At 73.0% G+C, this 17,565-nt stretch carries 16 protein-coding genes; 6 read left to right on the plus strand and 10 right to left on the minus strand.

All coding sequences use genetic code 11. The annotated features are described in order from the left end of the window. Nucleotides 1-112: 112 nt before the first annotated feature. The gene (locus SAM23877_RS17300) at nucleotides 113-1,051 is read left to right on the plus strand and encodes an RNA polymerase sigma factor SigF (RefSeq protein WP_053133640.1); all 939 of its coding nucleotides are present in this window, start codon (nucleotides 113-115) and stop codon (nucleotides 1,049-1,051) included. Nucleotides 1,052-1,140: 89 nt separating this feature from the next. On the opposite strand, the gene SAM23877_RS17305 is transcribed toward SAM23877_RS17300, so the two are convergent. Beyond that, entirely contained in the window at nucleotides 1,141-1,338 is a 198-nt protein-coding gene (locus tag SAM23877_RS17305) for a hypothetical protein (RefSeq protein WP_053133643.1), read from the minus strand. Nucleotides 1,339-1,543: 205 nt separating this feature from the next. Here SAM23877_RS17305 and SAM23877_RS17310 point away from each other — a divergent pair, with 205 nt between their 5' ends. From SAM23877_RS17310 to SAM23877_RS17320, 3 genes are all read left to right on the plus strand, one after another. Beyond that, nucleotides 1,544-2,044 (plus strand): MarR family winged helix-turn-helix transcriptional regulator, encoded by a 501-nt coding sequence (locus SAM23877_RS17310; protein WP_053133646.1) that lies wholly within the window; start codon nucleotides 1,544-1,546, stop codon nucleotides 2,042-2,044. Between the two features lie 85 nt (nucleotides 2,045-2,129). Further along, nucleotides 2,130-4,604, plus strand: coding sequence for an MFS transporter (locus SAM23877_RS17315; RefSeq protein WP_053133649.1), 2,475 nt, complete (start codon nucleotides 2,130-2,132; stop codon nucleotides 4,602-4,604). 109 nt (nucleotides 4,605-4,713) lie between these two features. Continuing rightward, on the plus strand, nucleotides 4,714-5,535 hold the full coding sequence (locus tag SAM23877_RS17320; protein WP_053133651.1) for a YceI family protein: 822 nt from the start codon (nucleotides 4,714-4,716) through the stop codon (nucleotides 5,533-5,535). Here the strand turns inward: SAM23877_RS17320 and SAM23877_RS17325 are convergent. Both SAM23877_RS17325 and SAM23877_RS17330 read right to left on the minus strand, forming a co-directional pair. Continuing rightward, nucleotides 5,518-6,219 carry a GAF and ANTAR domain-containing protein gene (locus tag SAM23877_RS17325; protein WP_053133654.1) on the minus strand — a complete coding sequence of 234 codons (702 nt, stop codon included), beginning with the start codon at nucleotides 6,217-6,219 and terminating at the stop codon, nucleotides 5,518-5,520. The two genes, SAM23877_RS17320 and SAM23877_RS17325, sit on opposite strands and share 18 nt — an antisense overlap. An 18-nt stretch (nucleotides 6,220-6,237) precedes the next feature. After that, nucleotides 6,238-6,945 carry an ANTAR domain-containing protein gene (locus tag SAM23877_RS17330; protein WP_053133657.1) on the minus strand — a complete coding sequence of 236 codons (708 nt, stop codon included), beginning with the start codon at nucleotides 6,943-6,945 and terminating at the stop codon, nucleotides 6,238-6,240. 242 nt (nucleotides 6,946-7,187) lie between these two features. Here SAM23877_RS17330 and SAM23877_RS17335 point away from each other — a divergent pair, with 242 nt between their 5' ends. Further along, entirely contained in the window at nucleotides 7,188-7,604 is a 417-nt protein-coding gene (locus SAM23877_RS17335) for an STAS domain-containing protein (RefSeq protein WP_107291876.1), read from the plus strand. A gap of 9 nt (nucleotides 7,605-7,613) precedes the next feature. Beyond that, on the plus strand, nucleotides 7,614-8,084 hold the full coding sequence (locus SAM23877_RS17340) for a PPOX class F420-dependent oxidoreductase (protein WP_053133663.1): 471 nt from the start codon (nucleotides 7,614-7,616) through the stop codon (nucleotides 8,082-8,084). A gap of 42 nt (nucleotides 8,085-8,126) precedes the next feature. Here SAM23877_RS17340 and SAM23877_RS17345 read toward each other — a convergent pair whose 3' ends face one another. From SAM23877_RS17345 to SAM23877_RS17375, 7 genes are all read right to left on the minus strand, one after another. After that, entirely contained in the window at nucleotides 8,127-8,885 is a 759-nt protein-coding gene (locus SAM23877_RS17345; protein WP_053133666.1) for a TetR/AcrR family transcriptional regulator, read from the minus strand. Nucleotides 8,886-9,009: 124 nt separating this feature from the next. After that, a complete protein-coding gene (locus SAM23877_RS17350) occupies nucleotides 9,010-10,515 on the minus strand; it encodes an MFS transporter (protein ID WP_053133669.1) in 1,506 nt (501 codons plus the stop codon). A 63-nt stretch (nucleotides 10,516-10,578) separates the two neighbouring features. Beyond that, the gene (locus SAM23877_RS17355; protein ID WP_053142579.1) at nucleotides 10,579-12,744 is read right to left on the minus strand and encodes an ArnT family glycosyltransferase; all 2,166 of its coding nucleotides are present in this window, start codon (nucleotides 12,742-12,744) and stop codon (nucleotides 10,579-10,581) included. Further along, complete coding sequence (locus SAM23877_RS17360; protein WP_053133671.1) at nucleotides 12,741-14,180, minus strand: bifunctional glycosyltransferase family 2/GtrA family protein; 1,440 nt, start codon at nucleotides 14,178-14,180, stop codon at nucleotides 12,741-12,743. The genes SAM23877_RS17355 and SAM23877_RS17360 overlap by 4 nt, the downstream gene beginning before the upstream one ends. A gap of 26 nt (nucleotides 14,181-14,206) precedes the next feature. Beyond that, complete coding sequence (locus SAM23877_RS17365) at nucleotides 14,207-15,757, minus strand: sensor histidine kinase (protein ID WP_053133674.1); 1,551 nt, start codon at nucleotides 15,755-15,757, stop codon at nucleotides 14,207-14,209. Continuing rightward, a complete protein-coding gene (locus SAM23877_RS17370) occupies nucleotides 15,754-16,494 on the minus strand; it encodes a response regulator transcription factor (RefSeq protein ID WP_053142581.1) in 741 nt (246 codons plus the stop codon). The genes SAM23877_RS17365 and SAM23877_RS17370 overlap by 4 nt, the downstream gene beginning before the upstream one ends. Nucleotides 16,495-16,572: 78 nt before the next feature. Then, nucleotides 16,573-17,481 carry an amidohydrolase family protein gene (locus tag SAM23877_RS17375; protein WP_053133677.1) on the minus strand — a complete coding sequence of 303 codons (909 nt, stop codon included), beginning with the start codon at nucleotides 17,479-17,481 and terminating at the stop codon, nucleotides 16,573-16,575. Nucleotides 17,482-17,565: the final 84 nt, after the last annotated feature.

Raw genomic sequence — 17,565 nt, forward strand, 5'->3', positions numbered from 1 at the left:
CATTCTGCCGGAGACGCGTTTGCCGGAGCTCCGGCTCCGGTATTCAGGTGAAGGCTGCGTTCCCGGCGTGGGAGCGTGTGCCGCGACCGTCCCGCGACCCAAAGGGGGTGGCATGTCCGCAGACCAGGGCAGCTCGAAGGTGCTCGCGCTCGCGGAGAGCGAGACCGCGCCCGACACGATCGAGGCACTCGGCCCCGTCGGCCCCATCGACTCCGTCGATGACGTGCAGGCCGTCGAAGCCGTACCGACCCTCGACGCCGTGCCGGCCCAGGCCCTTCCGGCCCCGGGGGCCATCGACACCCGCACCCTGTCCCGCTCCCTGTTCCTGCGGCTCGCCGCCCTCGACGAGAACAGCCCCGAACGTGCCTACGTCCGGGACACCCTGATCGAGCTCAACCTCCCGCTGGTGCGTTACGCCGCCGCGCGCTTCCGCTCCCGCAACGAGCCGATGGAGGACATCGTCCAGGTCGGCACCATCGGCCTGATCAAGGCGATCGACCGCTTCGACTGCGAACGGGGTGTGGAGTTCCCGACGTTCGCGATGCCGACGGTGGTCGGCGAGATCAAGCGGTTCTTCCGCGACACCTCGTGGTCGGTGCGCGTGCCGCGCCGCCTCCAGGAGCTGCGCCTGGCCCTGACGAAGGCCAGCGACGACCTCTCCCAGAAGCTGGACCGCTCCCCGACCGTCGGCGAGCTGGCCACCGTGCTGGGCGTGTCCGAGGAGGACGTCGTCGACGGCCTCGCGGTGGGCAACGCCTACACCGCCTCCTCATTGGACTCACCGGCCCCGGAGGACGACGGCGGCGAGGGCTCGCTGGCGGACCGCCTCGGCTACGAGGACACGGCCCTGGAGGGCGTGGAGTACCGCGAGTCCCTCAAGCCGCTGCTGGCCAAGCTGCCGCCCCGGGAGCGGCGGATCATCATGCTGCGCTTCTTCGCCAACATGACCCAGTCGCAGATCGGCGAGGAGGTCGGCATCTCGCAGATGCACGTCTCCCGGCTGCTGACCCGCACCCTGGCGCAGCTGCGCGAGGGCCTGATCTCGGACTGAGTCCGGCTCGGACAGGACGGCGACCGCCGCGGCACCTCGGGGGTGCCGCGGCGGTCGCCGTCGTCCGTGGGTACCTCTCCGCGCCGGCCCTACGACAGCGCCAGCCAGGCCACGGCCGCGACGATCACCACGGCGGCCACGATGCCGGCGATCAGGCCGATGCGGGGTCCGGAGGAGGCTGCCGGGGCCGCCTGCCGGGTCTGGGGGGCGTCGTCGACGAACGCGCGGAACATCTGGGTGCTGCCTGCGGGGTCGTAATTGCCCTGGGGGCCCTGGTTGTTAGCCATGGGCCGAGACACTAGCGAATCCGCGGATGCGGCCCAAGTGCGGGGCTCCCGCGCCACCTCCCCGCCGTTCACCGTTCGCCACCTGCACGTTTACGTTCGCAATACTTGCCTTTGCCAACTTTTTATGCCGAGGCGCCCGTTTTTATTTGCCTGTAGCAACCAACCGCTCCTATGGTTGCCCTAAGCAACAAAGCGGGAGGTGCGCATGGCCGAGAGGGCGCAGTACGAGGAGCTGATCCGCCAGTTCAGCGCCTTCGGCGCCGTGAAACGGGAGATGAGCCGGATCCTGCCGGCCGAGTGCCCCGGCGGTTCCGCCGCCGTGCTGACACTGCTCGGCCGCCATGGCGACATGCGCATGAGCAAGCTCGCGGAGCTGCTCGCCGTGGACATGTCGGTGACCAGCCGCCACGTCGCGCACATCGCCGACCGGGGCTGGATCGAACGCTCCCCCGACCCGGCGGACAAACGCTCGCGCATCCTGCGCCTGACGCCCGAGGGCCAGGCCCAGCTGGACGAGCTGTCCGAGCGGACGACGCAGCTGCTGGCCCACCGCCTCAGCGACTGGACCGACGAGGAGGTCGGCCAGCTCACCCGGCTCATGACCAGGCTGAGGGCGAGCTTCGACGACTGCCGGTCGCCCCAGACACGGGCAGCCGCACCGACCGAGGTCGAGAAGACCACCCGTACACCCGCGATCACCACGTAAGCAAAGGAAGTCCATGGCAACGACCACACCAGCCGGTGTGCGGGCTCATGCCAAGCACGGGGGAGGCTCCACCGGAGACGCTCCGATGACGCACCGGCAGATCATGGAAGCGCTGTCCGGGCTGCTGCTCGGCATGTTCTGCGCCATCCTGTCCTCGACCATCGTCACCAACGCACTGCCCGAGATCATCGGTGACCTCGGTGGCGGCCAGAGCGCCTACACCTGGGTCGTCACCGCCTCGCTGCTGACGATGACCGCCTCCACCCCGCTGTGGGGCAAGCTCGCGGACCTGGTCAGCAAGAAGGCCCTGGTCCAGATAGCCCTGATCGTCTACGTCATCGGCTCCGTCGTGGCCGGTCTGTCGCAGAACCCCGCGATGCTGATCACCGCGCGGGCCATCCAGGGCCTGGGCGCCGGCGGTCTGTCCGCCCTGGCGCAGATCATCATGGCCGCGATGATCTCCCCGCGCGAGCGCGGGCGCTACTCCGGCTACCTGGGCGCCACCTTCGCGGTCGCGACCGTCGGCGGTCCGCTGCTCGGCGGCGTCATCACCGACACCAGCTGGCTCGGCTGGCGCTGGTGCCTCTACGTCGGCGTGCCCTTCGCGATCCTCGCGCTGATCGTCCTGCAGAAGACGCTGCACCTGCCCGTGGTCAAGCGGAAGGTCAAGGTCGACTGGGCCGGCGCCTTCTTCGTCACCGCGGCCGTCTGCCTGCTGCTCGTCTGGGTGACCTTCGCGGACGACAAGTACGACTGGATGTCCTGGCAGACCGGCGCCATGGTCGGCGGCGCGATCGTCCTGACGCTGCTCTTCCTGCTCGTCGAGTCGAAGGCCAGCGAGCCGATCATCCCGCTGCGCCTGTTCCGCAACCGCACCATCACGCTGGCCTCGCTGGCCTCGCTGTTCGTCGGTATCGCGATGTTCGCGGGCACCGTCTACTTCAGCCAGTACTTCCAGCTGGCCCGGGACAAGTCCCCGACCATGTCGGGCGTCATGACCATCCCGATGATCGGCGGCCTGTTCGTCTCGTCCACGGTCTCCGGTCAGATCATCACCAAGACCGGCAAGTGGAAGGGCTGGCTGCTGGCCGGCGGTGTGCTGCTGACGGCGGGCCTCGGCCTGCTCGGCACCATGCGCTACGACACCCCCTACTGGCACATCGGGATCTACATGGCGCTGATGGGCCTCGGCGTCGGCATGATGATGCAGAACCTGGTCCTGTGCACGCAGAACCAGGTGGCCCCGAGCGACCTGGGTGCGGCCTCCTCGGTCGTGACCTTCTTCCGGTCCCTCGGCGGCGCGGTGGGCGTCTCGGTGCTCGGCTCCGTGATGTCGACCCGGATCAGCCACTACGCCTCGGACACCATCGGCTCGCTCAGCCCGCAGGAGCAGGCGGCGGCCGCCAAGGCCTCCGGCGGCGGCTCGATCCCCGACATGGACCTGCTGCCCCACGGCATCCGCGAGTGGCTGGAGAGCGCCTACGGCCACGGCATCGCCGACATCTTCCTGATCGTCGCCCCGATCGCCCTGCTGGCGTTCCTCGTCACCCTCTTCATCAAGGAGGTCCCGTTGCGCACCTCCGGCGCGCTCGCCCAGGCCGCCGAGGCCACCACCGGCACCGCCTCCCCGGCGGCTCCCGCCCCGGCCGAGGCCACCCGGGTCGCCGACGAGCCGGTTCCGGCCGGTGTGACGGCCGCCGTGTCGTCCACCGACCCGGGCACCCGGCCCGAGGCCACGCAGCGACTCGCCGCCGTCGCCACGGCGACCGGCTCCGGTGAGCCGCAGGCGCCCGTCTCCGGCGGCATCGCGGTCCGCGGCTTCGTCCGCGGCGCCGAGTCCGCCCCGGTCCCGCAGGCCGCCGTCACGCTGATCTCGCTGGCGGGCCGGCAGCTGGGGCGCTCGGTCGCCCAGGCCGACGGCTCCTACGGGATCGACGCGCCGAGCGCGGGTTCGTACGTCCTGATCGCCTCCGCCGACGGCTTCCAGCCGCAGGCCTCGACGATCGTCGTGAACGACGAGCCGGTCGCCTACGACATCCTGCTCAGCGGCACCAGCGGCCTGAACGGCCTGGTCCGGGCCGTGGAGAACGGGCTGCCGGTCAAGGACGCCATGGTGATCGTGACCGACGTGCGCGGGGACCTGCTGGCCACCGCCGCCACCGGTGAGCAGGGCGAGTTCTCCTTCGCCGAGCTGGTGCCCGGCACGGTGACCGTCGCGGTCAACGCCGCCGGCTACCGGCCGCGCGCGCTGCCCGTCGAGGTGGGCGGCACCGGCGTCACCCGGGTCGAGGTCGACCTCCAGGCCGGGGCGCAGGTCCAGGGTGTCGTGCGGGCGCCGCACGGTCCGCTGGCCGACGCCCGCGTCACCCTGGTCGACGCCGCGGGCAACGTGGTCGGCACGGCCACCACCGGTGCGGACGGGGCGTACGCCTTCACCGACCTGGACGCCGGTGAGTACACCGTCATCGCGACCGGCTACCCGCCGGTGGCGACGGCCCTGACGGTCGCCGGCCCGGGTGCCGACGGCCACGACATCGAGCTCGCCCACCCCGGCGAGTAGCGAGTCCCCGGCCCGTGGTGGCGTGCGCGCTCTGAGCGGAGGTGCGCCCGCCCACCACGGGCCGGTTTCTTCACGACCACTTTCTGAGCTTTTGCAGGGAGAAAACGGGATGGGACTGACCGCGAGGATCCGAACGCGGGACGGATGGGCCGTGTCGCACGCGGTCGTCACGGTGACCGACATGACCGGCGCACAGGTGCTGCGCGCCGAGGCGGACACCGAGGGCGCCGTGCGGGACACCACCCCGCTGACGCCGGGGGCGTACACCGTCATCGTCACGGCCGTCGGCTACGCGCCCGCCGCGTCCAGCGCGATCGTCACCGCGAGCGGCCGGGCCGAGGTCGGCACCGTGACGCTGGCCCGCCAGGGCGGCACCGAACTGCCGCCGCCCGGGCCGTGGACCGTCGACCCGGCGCACTCCAGCGTGGCCGCGGTCGCCCAGCACCTGGGCATCTCCAGCGTGCACGGCCGGTTCACGGACTTCTCGGGCGTGGTCGAGATCGCGCCGGACGACGTCACCAAGTCCCGGGTGGAGGCGGTGATCCGGGCGGCCTCCATCGACACCGGCAACGGCATGCGCGACACCCACCTGCGCTCCGGCGACTTCCTGGACGTGGAGCGGTTCCCGGACATCACCTACCGCTCCACGGGAGTGACGCAGGCCGGCCAGGACCGCTGGACCGTCCACGGCGAGCTGGGCCTGCACGGCGTGGTCCGCCCGGTCGACCTGGACCTGTCGTACCTCGGCACCGGCGCCGACCCGTGGGGCGGCACCCGGGCGGCGTTCCGCGCGACCACGGAACTGCGGCGCGAGGACTTCGCCATGAACTACAACCAGGTCCTCCAGGCCGGCATCGCCGCCATCGGCACGACCCTCAGGGTCGAGCTGGACATCCAGGCGGTCCAGGGGGAGTCACTGCCGACGGCGTGAGGCGCCGCCGGACGCCCGGGCGACCAGTTCGTCGCACAGGTCCCGGAGCTTGACGTTGGTGTGCTGCGAGGCCCGCCGCAGTCGCTCCATGGCGTCGTGCGCGTCGATCCGCTCCCGGGCCATGAGGATGCCGACCGCCTGGTCGATGACGCTGCGGGAGAGCAGGGCGGTGCGCACGTCGGCCGCCGACGCCTGCTGCCGCTCCAGGCGCAGGGCCTCGTTCACCGCGTCCGCGGCCCGCACCGCGAAGGTGCGGGCCGCTTCGCGTCCCTCGGCCAGCGAACCCGGCTCCAGGCCGTAGAGGTTGAGCGCGGCTCCCGTCTCGCCCCGGACGGGCAGCGGCAGCGCCAGTACGCAGCGCACGCCGGTGGCCAGCGCGTACTCCGTGTACGTGGGCCAGCGGGTCTCCGTGGCCAGGTCGGGGGCGTACTGCGGGCACCCCGTCTCGGCGGCGTCCACGCAGGGGCCCGAGCCGTTCTCGTACTGCCGTAGATCCAGCCCGGCGGGCAGGCCCGAGCTGCCCGCCAGGGTCATCAGCCGGTCGGCGCGGCGCACCGTCACCGAGCACGCGTCCGCGCCGGGTACGTGCGCGACCGCGCGGTCGGTCAGGTCACGCAGCAGGGGGTCGAGACCCTGGCTGCGCGCTATGGCCTGGTCCAGCGTGTCGGGGATCTCCGAGGTCATGACCGTACGGATATCCCCTCATCGCTCGTTGACGCCTCGCCCACCCGAACCCGTGTTCGCGTCGACGATGCGCCGGGCGAGGTCGCGCAGCTTCACGTTCTCCCGCTGCGAGGCCTTGACCAGGGAGTCGAAGGCGCCGGCCGCGTCGATGCCCAGGCGCTCCATGAGGATGCCGGTGGCCTGGCCGATCAGGTCCCGGGTGCGCATGGCCTCGGTGAGCTGCTCGCGCACGGTCGCCGCGTCCAGGGCGAGACTGACGTGCGCGGTGAACAGGCGGCCGACGCGGGTGGCGTCCTCGTCGAAGGCGTGGGGCTTGCGGGCGTACGCCGTCAGCACGGTCAGGCGGCGCCGGTCGGCGCGCAGCCGCAGCGAGAGCGCCGAGCGCAGGCCCGCACGGGAGAGGGCGGTGCCGCCGCCGTCCGCCTCGCTGTCGTCCGTGCGCACCACCGGCGTGGTCCACAGGCGGTCCCAGTCCGGGTGCGGCTCGCGGGGGCCGTGCCGGGACTCGGCGGCGAACCGTACGACCTCGTCGGTCCAGGCCAGGGTGCGGAAGCGGCCGCCACGCTGGATCTCCGAGATGCCCGCGTGCTCCGCGCCGGGCAGCAGGCGCACCGTCAGCTCGACCGCGGTGCTCAGGGTGTTGTCGGGGGTGCCCGTCGCGTGCAGTTGCCGAGCCGCCGCCGTCAACGCTTCGGCCAGCTCGAAGCCCACCGGAAAACGCGGCAAATCAGTAAATTCGGACGCAGCCACCACGAACCTCTTCGGCGTGCACGGCCTGGCGGCCGTGCGCAGGAGAGCTCCGCAGCACATTCCTGACTGCGAGCACAGGACGGACAGCACTCTAGCTGCTTGGTTGCGCTCAGGTGACGCCCGGTCGACGGCGCCTTACGCGTCCCGTCGGCGGCGTGGTGGAATGGGGGGACGGGTCAGGAAGAGGCCTAGCCGGAAGCAAGACGGACGTCTGCCAGGTGAGTGCCTTGCCCTTCCTCCCCCGTCCCTGCGAGCCGTGCGATCCGCCCGGTTACGCCGTACTGGCCCTGCCCCCGGAGATCGACTTCTGCAACGCCATGGGGCTGCTGCCCATGATCATGACCGCGGTGGACCACCACTGCGGCCCACTGCGCACCCTCGTACTGGACCTGTCCGCGACCCGCTTCATGGACTCCCAGGGCATCCGCCTCCTCTCCGAGGTGCGTCACCGCCTGCCCGGCCGCACCGAACTGCGGGTGGTGGCCGCCCCGCAGGGCGTGCCGAGCCGCGTCCTGGAGCTGTCCGGCCTGCGCCGGGACGTGCCGGTGCACGACAGCCTCGCGGAGGCACTGCGTCCGCCCAGCGGTACGGCGAGGGGGTCCGGCGGCCGGGCGGGCGGCGGGGCAGCGCCCTAGGCTGACCGCATGGCACCGAACATCGCGACGAACACCCGTGTGTCCCTGGACGAGTTGCTGGACTTCGTGCGCCCCCGGCACCGGGCCGTCCTGCTGACCCGGCGGGCCGACGGCGGCCCTCAGGGATCCCCGCTGACCTGCGGGGTCGACGACTTGGGCCGGATCGTGGTCTCGACGTACCCGGAGCGAGCCAAGACGCGCAACGCGCAGCGGGACCCCCGGGTCAGCCTCATCGTGCTCAGCGACGAGTGGAACGGCCCCTGGGTCCAGATCGACGGCACGGCCGAGGTCATCGACGCCCCGGACTCCGTGGAGCCGCTCGTGGAGTACTACCGCACCATCGCCGGCGAGCATCCCGACTGGGACGAGTACCGGCGGGCCATGGTGGAGCAGGGCAAGTCGATCATCCGGGTGACACCGGAGAAGTGGGGCCCGGTGGCGACGGGCGGCTTCCCGGCGCGGCTGTCGTCCGACGGCTGACGCCCCGGCCGGCGACGGGGCGCCCCACGGGCCGGGCGCCGGTCACCCGCGTTCGACCATCGCCTCGATGCCCGCCACGAGCAGGTCCAGCGCGAACTCGAAGTCCCGGTCCAGCATCTCCTCGACGGTGTCGCCGCCGCGGGCCGACATGATGGCCCGGGACTCCTCGATGACGTCCGCCCTGTGCGGCAGGTCGGCCGCCGCCTCCATGGAGACCCGGAAGTAGTCGTCCGGGCTCCTCCCCGTGGCCGCCGCGCGGGCGAGGAGGTGGCCCTCGATCGTGCCGTAGCCGTAGACGAACTGGAAGACGGCGGAGATCGCGCCGGTCAGACGGTGCGGGGGGAGGCCGCTCAGGCGCATCACCTCCTGCACCGCTTGGGAGAAGGCCATCGAGTGCGGCCCGATGTTCAGGTAGGTGCCGGTCAGCTGGGACAGCCAGGGGTGGCGCACCAGCAGCCGGCGGTTCTCCCGGGCCAGCGCGCGCAGCCGGGCGCGCCAGTCCGCGCCGGTCTCCGGGTCGGGGTCGCGCAGCTCGCCGAAGACGGCGTCCAGGGCGAGTTCGAGCAGCTCGTCCTTGGTGTCGACGTACCAGTAGACGGACATCGCGGTGACGTTCAGCTCGGCGGCCAGGCGGCGCATGGAGAACTTGGCCAGGCCCTCGGCGTCCAGCAGCCGGACCGTGACCGCGGTGATCCGCTCCCGGTCCAGTCCGGACGGCTGCCCACCGCGCCGCCCGTCCCGGCGGTCCTCGCCCGCCAGCCAGACACTGGCCCGCGGTCCCTGCCGCCCTGCCTTCGCCATCTGTGCTCTTCTCCTCGACTCCATCGCCCGCCGGACACGCCAGGTGCCCCGTCAGGGGCGCGGGGAACGGCGCGACCAGCCACGACGAGCCCGCCGCCGCACCACTACCCCGCCACCCTGGCTCTTAGGCACCGTCCTTCGCCGCCCGCCGCAACAGCACGGACGCCACCACCCCGCCGAGCAGCACGGCCACCGCGCCCACCAGCTGGCTGCTCTCCAGACCGGAGGAGAACGCGTCGATCACCCGCTCCCGCTCCGCCTCCCCCTCCGCCGAGGCCAGCGCCGCGGGCAACGACGCCGCCGTCACCGGCACCAGCGCCGCGAACCGCGAGTTCAGCACCGCTCCCAGCACGGCCACGCCCAGCCCGTTGCCGAACTCGGCCAACGTACCGTTGACGCCCGCGCCGACCCCCGCCTTGGCCGGCGGGATCGCGCTCATGATGGCGTGGGCCATGGCCGGGTTGCCGAGCGCGCACCCCACGCCGATCAGCAGCAGGCCCAGCAGCGTGCCGGCGTACCCCTCGCCGGTGAGCGTGGCGATGGCCACCAGGCCCGCCGACATCAGCACCATGCTCAGCAGGACCGCCGTCGGCGTGCCCAGCCTGGCCAGCCACTTCGCCGCCACCCCGGAGAAGTTCAGCAGCACCACCGTCAGGGCCAGCGGGGCGGTCCGCAGCCCCGCCTCCAGCGGGCCGTACCCGAGCACGAACTGCAGGTGCTGGGTGAGCAGGAACAGCGCACCGCCCATGCCGAAGGTGATCAGCACCAGTCCGGCCACCGCGCCCGTGAACTGCCGGTTGCGGAAGAAGGCCAGGTCGAGCATCGGATACGGGATGCGGCTCTCCCAGTACGCGAAGAGCGCCAGCACTCCCACCGCGACGGCCGCCGTGGCCAGGACCCGGCCGGACGTCCAGCCGTGCTCGGGGCCCGAGATGATCGCGTAGACCAGCGCGGCCATGCCGATCGTGGAGAGGACGGCGCCCAGGAGGTCGGGGCGGTCGCCCTGCCGGTTCCGCGACTCGGGGACCAGGGTCACGACCGCGACCAGCCCCAGCGCCACGACCGGCAGATTGATCAGGAAGATCGCGCCCCACCAGAAGTGGTCCAGCATGAAGCCGCCGATCAGGGGCCCGCAGGCGAAACCGAGCGCGCTGACGGCGCTCCAGATGCCGATCGCCTTGGCGTGCTCCTCGGGCGCGAAGATCTGCATGACCACGGCGAGCGTGGTGGTCAGCAGCAGCGCGCCGCCGACGCCCATGCCCGCCCGCGCGGCGATCAGCTGGCCGGTGGTGTCCGCGAGACCCGCGGCCAGCGAGCCCAGGCCGAACAGGGCGAGACCCGCCGCCAGCATCTTCTTGCGCCCGTAGCGGTCGGCCGCGCTGCCCGCGGTGAGCAGCAGGCCCGACTGCACCAGCGAGTAGGCGTTGATCATCCACTGGATGTCGGAGTTGGCCGCGCCGAGTTCGTCGGTGAGGGAGGGGATGGCCACGTTCAGCACCGTGTTGTCCAGCACCACGGTCAGCTGGGCGAGGCTGATGACTCCGAGGATCAGCCAGCGCTGCGGGTGGCCCTGGACGGGGGGCGCGGCCTGGGCCCGCCCTGCTTCCTGTTCCGGGGAGGACGTCGTCATGCTGTACAGCGTATAGGGGTCCCCATACGCTGTACAGCAGAGCGAGGTGCGATCCGGGTCCGGTCAGGTCTTCGGCTGCGTGAGGTCGTAGAAGGTGGCCGAACCGGCGGTGACCTCCTTGAAGTTGGCCTCGACCCAGGACGTGATCTGCGACGAGGTGCCGGAGTCGCCGCCCATGCCGCCGCCTCCGCCGCCTCCCACGAGGTAGTGGATCTCTCCGTCGGCCACGTACTCCTTGAACCGGGCGAGCGTCGGGGACGGGTCCGTGCCGTTGAAGCCGCCGATCGCCATCACCGGCTCGCCGGTGCTGAGCTGGTAGCTCGCGGCGTTCTGGGCACCGATCGCGGCGGCGACCCAGGTGTACCGGCCGGCGTCGGCCTCCAGCAGCTTCCTGGCCTCGGAGTCGACCTGGGCGCCGTCGAGCAGGCCGCCCATGCCGCCGCCCCCGCCCGCCGGGCCGCCCTCACCGGACCGGCCGCCCGGAGCCGCCTGGCCGCCGGGAGCCGTTCCGCCGGTGCCGCCGGTGCCGGGGGCGCCGTTGTTCGGCTGGTTCCGGCCGGGGGCACCGCCGGGGAAGCCGCCGTTCCCGGGACCGCCCTGGGCCCGGCCCTGCCCCTGCCCGGGCGGGTTCGCGCCCCCGGGAAAGCCGCCGCCCCGGCCGCCGCCGCCCGGGCCGCCCCCCGTGCTCGCGCCGGCCGGACCGGCCGTCACGATGGAGCCGCTGTGCCCCTCCCGCACGGTGCTCAGCGTGTACGCGGTGGGTGCGGCCAGGGACGCCACCACGCCGAGGCCCGCCACCGTGAGCGCGGTCCGCCGCCCCAGCCGTCCGGCGAAGACCAGCCCGAGCGCCGCGGCCAGGCCGCCCACGAGGACCGCCCACCTCAGCCAGGGCAGGTAGTCGGGCGTGCGGTCGAGGAGGACATACCCCCAGGCCGCGGTCGCCGTGACGGCCGCCGCCAGGGCGAGGGACGCCCACACCCGCTCGCGACGCTCCCACAGCACCGCGGCGCCCATGCCGACCACGGCCGCCAGGTACGGCGCGAGGGCCACCGTGTAGTACTGGTGGAAGATGCCCGCCATGTAGCTGAAGACGGCCGCGGTCGTCAGCAGCGAGCCGCCCCAGACCAGGAAGGACGCACGGGCGGGGTCGGTACGGCCGCCGCGTCGGGTGGCGACGAGCCCCGCGGCGAGCAGGATCAGGGCGGCCGGCAGCAGCCAGGAGATCTGGCCCCCGATCTCGGAGTCGAACATCCGGTCCCAGCCGGTCTCGCCCCACTGACCGCCGCCGCCCGTGCCGCCACCACCGCCGACGCTGCCGGTCTCCTCGCCGTTGAGCCGGCCGAGGCCGTTGTAGCCGAAGGTCAGCTCCAGGAAGCTGTTGTTCTGCGAGCCGCCGATGTACGGCCGCGACGACGCGGGCCACAGCTCCACGACCGCGACCCACCAGCCGCCGCAGACGACGACCGCGAGGGCCGCCAGGGCGAGCTGGGCCAGCCGCTTCCTCAGCCGCACCGGCGCGCAGACGCCGTACACGAGGGCGAGGGCGGGCAGGATCAGGAAGGCCTGGAGGGTCTTCGCCAGGAAGGCGAAGCCGATCGCCGCGCCCGCCCACACCAGCCACCTGGTCCGGCCGTCCTCCAGCGCGCGGACGACGAGCCAGCAGGCGACGGACATCAGCAGTGCCAGCAGCGCGTCCGGGTTGTTGAACCGGAACATCAGCGCCGCGACGGGCGTCAGCGCCAGCACGGCGCCGGCGATCAGCCCGGCCGCGGGACGGAACCGGCGGCGCACCGCCGCGTACACGACGGCGACCGTCGCGACGCCCATCAGCACCTCGGGGACCAGGACCGACCACGAGCTCAGCCCGAAGACCCGCACGGCCAGCGCCATCGGCCAGAGCGCGGCCGGGGGTTTGTCCACGGTGATGGCGTTCGCGGCGTCGAGCGAACCGAAGAAGAACGCCTTCCAGGACTGGCTGCCCGCCTGCACGGCCGCCGAGTAGAAGGAGTTAGCGTAACCGGAGGCGCTCAGGTTGTACAGGTACAGCAGGGCGGTGGCGAGCAGCAGCCCGAGGAAGGCCGGGCGCACCCAGCGGGGGTCCTCGGGGCGGCCCCGCCAGAGCCTCCGCAGCCGCCCGGGTGCCCCGGGGGTGGCCGGCGGGCCCCACCCCTCCTCGTCCGGAGGGCGCGTGGCCCCCGCGTCCGCCGTCCGGTCGTGGTGCGTCGTCATCGTCGGCCCCTCGGGTGGGTGTCGGCGGGGTGCGCCGGCCGGCGGCGCGCGGTGGCGTCGCCCCACGGGCGGCCCGCGTCCGGATGCCGGGCCGCGGGCGCGTCCGGCACCGGGGGCGCGGGCACGGTGGGGGGCGCGTCCGGGGACACGGCGGGCGCGGTGGGGGGCGCGTCCAGGGACACGGCGGGCACGGTGGGGGGCGCGTCCGGGAACACCCAGGCGCGGAAGAGCAGGAAGCGCAGCACGGTGGCCGCGAGGTTGGCGGTGATCAGCACCGCCAGCTCGGTGGAGTGGTCCGGGTCGGCGGTCGCCGCGTTCAGGGCGGCGAGCGATCCGGCGGTCAGGACGAGACCGATACCGAAGACGACCAGCCCCTGTGCCTGGTGCCGCGCGGCGCCGGCCCGGCCCCGCACCCCGAAGGTCAGCCTCCGGTTGGCGGCGGTGTTGGCGACCGCCGAGACCAGCAGGGCCAGCGCGTTGGCGGTCTGGGAGCCGCAGAAGGGCCGGAAGCCGCTGTAGAGCAGCAGGTAGAAGAGGGTGGACAGGACGCCGACGACGCAGAAGCCGACGAGTTGCCGGGCCAGGCCCTGCGGTACGTCCGTCAGCTCCCGGTCCCTCGGGTCGTCACCGAACGGCCGGGCCAGCCGGTCCAGCGGCAGCGAACCGGTGGCCAGGGCCTTGCCGACCCGCCACACGCCCTTGAGGTCCTCGGTCGCGGTCCGCACGATGTGCACGGTCGAGTCCGGATCGTCGACCCAGTCGACCGGCACCTCGTGGATACGGCAGCCCGCGCGCTCGGCGAGCACCAGCATCTCGGTGTCGAAGAACCAGCCGGTGTCCTCCACCAGCGGCAGCAGCACCTGGGCCACGTCCCGGCGGATCGCCTTGAAGCCGCACTGGGCGTCGGAGAAGCGGGCCTGTAGGGAGCCGCGCAGGATGAGGTTGTAGGACCGGGAGATGAACTCCCGCTTGGCGCCGCGCACCACCCGCGAGCTGCGGGCGAGCCGCGAGCCGATGGCGAGGTCGGAGTGCCCGGATATCAGCGGGGCCACCAGCGGCAGCAGCGCGTTCAGGTCGGTGGACAGGTCGACGTCCATGTAGGCGAGGACGGGCGCGTCCGAGGCCGACCAGACGGTGCGCAGCGCCCGGCCGCGCCCCTTCTGCTCCAGCCGTACGGACGTGACCTCCGCCAGTTCGGCCGCGAGCCGCGCGGCGACGTGCGGGGTGGCGTCCGTGGAGGCGTTGTCCGCGACCGTGACGCGGAAGCCGTAGGGGAACGTCCGGGTGAGGTGATCGTGCAGGCGCAGGACGCACGGCCTGAGGTCCTTCTCCTCGTTGTAGACGGGGATCACCACGTCCAGGACAGGCGTACCGGCTCCTGCGGCCGGGAGATGCTCCCGCGCCGGCAGGGAGCCGGGAGAAGAGTCGGTTCGCATGGGACCGACTCTTCTCAAGTCCCCTGTCACACCCGTGTGGTGAGGCTGTGCTGTGCCTGTGAGCGGCCCCGGCCGACGCCGTCACCGGCCGGCGCGTCCGGTGCGGGCACGGGCAGGTGCAGGGTGAAGACCGTCCGTCCGGGCACGCTGTCGACCGTCACGGCGCCGCCGTGCGCCGCCGCCACCGCCTGCACGATGGCGAGCCCGAGGCCCGTCGAACCGGTCGCCCGGGACCGTGCCGAGTCACCGCGCGCGAACCGTTCGAAGACGCGCGGCAGCAACGCGGCCGGGATGCCCGGCCCGTCGTCCTCCACGTCCACGCAGAGCCACGCACCGCTGCGCCGCACGCGCGCGGTGACGGTCGTACCGGTCGGGGTGTGGTTGCGGGCGTTGCCCAGCAGGTTGACCAGCACCTGCTGGAGCCGGGCGGCGTCGGCCGAGACCAGTGCGGGTTCCTCGGGCAGGTCGAGCCGCCAGTCGTGGTCGAGCCCGGCCGCGCGGGCGTCGCTCACGGTGTCCACGACCAGCGGTACGAGGTCGGTCCGCTCGAACCGCAACGGCCGCCCGGCGTCCAGGCGGGCCAGCAGCAGCAGGTCCTCGACCAGCAGGGTCATCCGCCCGGCCTCGGACTCGATCCGGCCCAGCGCGTGCCGGGTGTCGGGGCCGACCCGTTCCCGGCCCCTGCGGGTGAGTTCGGCGTACCCGCGGATGGAGGCGAGGGGGGTGCGCAGCTCATGGCTGGCGTCGGCGACGAACTGCCGTACCCGCGTCTCGCTCTCCTGGCGTGCGTGCAGCGCTCCGTGCACGTGGTTCAGCATCCGGTTGAGCGCGGCGCCCACCCGGCCGACCTCGGTGTGCGGGTCGCACTCGGAGTCCGGGACGCGTTCGTCCAGGTTCACCTCGCCCGCGTGCAGCGGCAGTTCGGATACCCGCGTGGCGGTGGCGGCGACCCTGCGCAGGGGCCGGGTGGCGACGCCGACGATGACGGTCCCGGCGAGGGAGGCGGCGACGAGGCCGGCGGCGGTGACGCTGGCCTCCACGAGGACGAGGGTGCGGAGGGTGCTGGTGACCTCGGAGGTGGGTACGGCGGCGTAGTAGCCGGCCCGGTACTCCACGCGGTAGTCGCCGAGGCCGTCGATCTCGACGGTGTGCGTGTCCCCGTCCCGGGGGACGGAGGCCAGCGCGGCGCGTTCCGCCTCGGTCAGGGCGACCGGCGACGTGCCGCTGAAGTTGGTGCTGTCGTCGTCCTTGCGGCCGTACTCGGCGTCCACGACGGCACCGTCCCGCACCTCGGCGACGACCGTGCCGCGCGGCTGGGGTCCACGGGTGACGAACTCGTCGAGGTCGATCCGCTGCGGGCCGTCGCCGCCGGGCCCGGGGTCGCCGGGCGGCTTGAACCCGGACACCCGCATCGCGACCTCGCGCACCTGCCCGTCCAGCTGCTCGTACAGGTGCGACCGCAGCGCCACCGTCGTCACCGTGCCGATCACCGCGCACACCACCGCGATCAGCGCCACGGACGCGACGACGAGCCGCGTCCGCAGGGTCCGCGGCCGCGGTCGTCGCCGTCGGCTCACGCGGCGGCGGGCTTGATCAGGTAGCCGGCGCCCCGCCGGGTGTGGATCATCGGCTCGCGCCCGGCGTCGATCTTCCGGCGCAGGTAGGAGATGTACAGCTCGACCACGTTGGCCTGGCCGCCGAAGTCGTAGGACCACACCCGGTCCAGGATCTGCGCCTTGCTCAGCACCCGCCGCGGGTTGCGCATCAGGAAGCGCAGCAGCTCGAACTCGGTGGCGGTGAGGTGGATGCCGTCGCCGCCCCGGGTGACCTCGTGGCTGTCCTCGTCGAGGGTGAGGTCGCCGACGACGAGGACGGAGTCGGAGCGCCGGTCGGCGGCGCCGGAGCGCCGGATCAGTCCGCGCAGCCGGGCGACGACCTCCTCCAGGCTGAACGGCTTGGTGACGTAGTCGTCCCCGCCGGCCGTCAGCCCGGCGATCCGGTCCTCGACCGCGTCCTTGGCGGTCAGGAACAGCACCGGTACGTCCGGCAGGTCGCGGCGCAGCCGTCCCAGCACGCTCAGGCCGTCCATGTCGGGCAGCATCATGTCCAGCACGACGGCGTCGGGCCGGAAGTCGCGCGCGGCCTGGACGGCGCCGTGCCCGTCCCCGGCGCTGCGGATCTGCCAGCCCTCGTAGCGCAGGGCCATGGACAGCAGCTCGGTGATGGACAGCTCGTCGTCCACCACAAGCACCCGGACGGGGCTCCCGTCCGGCCTCAGCAGTTCGGTGCGCCCCTGGGGCGAGGTAGTGGTCATACCGGACACGGTGTCGGGGCGCTCTGAGAACACCCTTTCCCCGAGCTGTGATTTCCCTGAGAAACCCACAGAGGGCTCTCAGGCACCACCGGGCCGTCCAGGGGAGCCCAGCCCGAAGAGCCGTGCCGCGTTGTCGTGGCACACGCCCCGCAGCCAGTCGTCCCCCAGCTCCAGCCGTTCCAGCGCGTGCAGCTGGTGCAGGTAGGGATAGGGGATGTTGGGGAAGTCCGACCCGAGCAGGACGCGGTCGCCGAGGTCCGCCAGCCGGGGCAGCGCCCGGCGGGGGAAGGGGGCCAGCCGCTCGCTGAAGTCGGTGAACGCCATGGTCGTGTCCAGCCGCACCTCGCCGTAGCGCTCGGCGAGGTCCAGGAAGTCCTCGTACTCGGGCATCCCCAGGTGCGCGACGACCAGACGCAGCCGGGGGTGCCGGGCCAGCACCCGCGCGATCGGCTCGGGCCCGGTGTGCTTGCCGGGGGCGGGTCCGGACCCGCAGTGCACGACGACCGGGACACCCGCCTCGGCGAGCACGCCCCACGCGGCGTCGAGCAGCTCGTCGGCCGGGTCGTACGCCCCCACCTGCACGTGGGCCTTGAAGACCCGCGCCCCCGCCTCGACGGCCTCCCGGACGTACGTCCCGGCGCCCGGCTCGGGGAACAGCGTGGAGGTGTGCAGGCAGTCGGGCGTCCGGCGGGCGAAGTCCACCGCCCAGCCGTTCAGCCACCGGGCCATGCCCGCCTTGTGCGGGTAGAGCATGGCCGTGAAGGCCCGCACCCCGAACCGACGGAGCAGCGCCGTGCGTTCGTCCTCCTCCTGCCGGTAGGTGATCGGCCACTCGACGCCGCCGGTCAGCGGGCCGAGGGCGTCGAAGTAGCCCCAGACCTTGCGCAGCACGCGTTCGGGCATGAAGTGCGTGTGCACGTCGATCAGTCCGGGCAGCCCGAGCCCCTCCCAGAACCGGCGGACCCGCCCGGCCTCGTGATCACTCATGCGGCCACGATCGCGCCCGCCGCCCCCGGGGGGCAAGGGGCGGGGCGAGGGGCGGGGGGCGAGGGGCAGGGGGCGAGGGGAGTC

The organism is Streptomyces ambofaciens ATCC 23877 (assembly GCF_001267885.1).
Classification (GTDB): domain Bacteria; phylum Actinomycetota; class Actinomycetes; order Streptomycetales; family Streptomycetaceae; genus Streptomyces; species Streptomyces ambofaciens.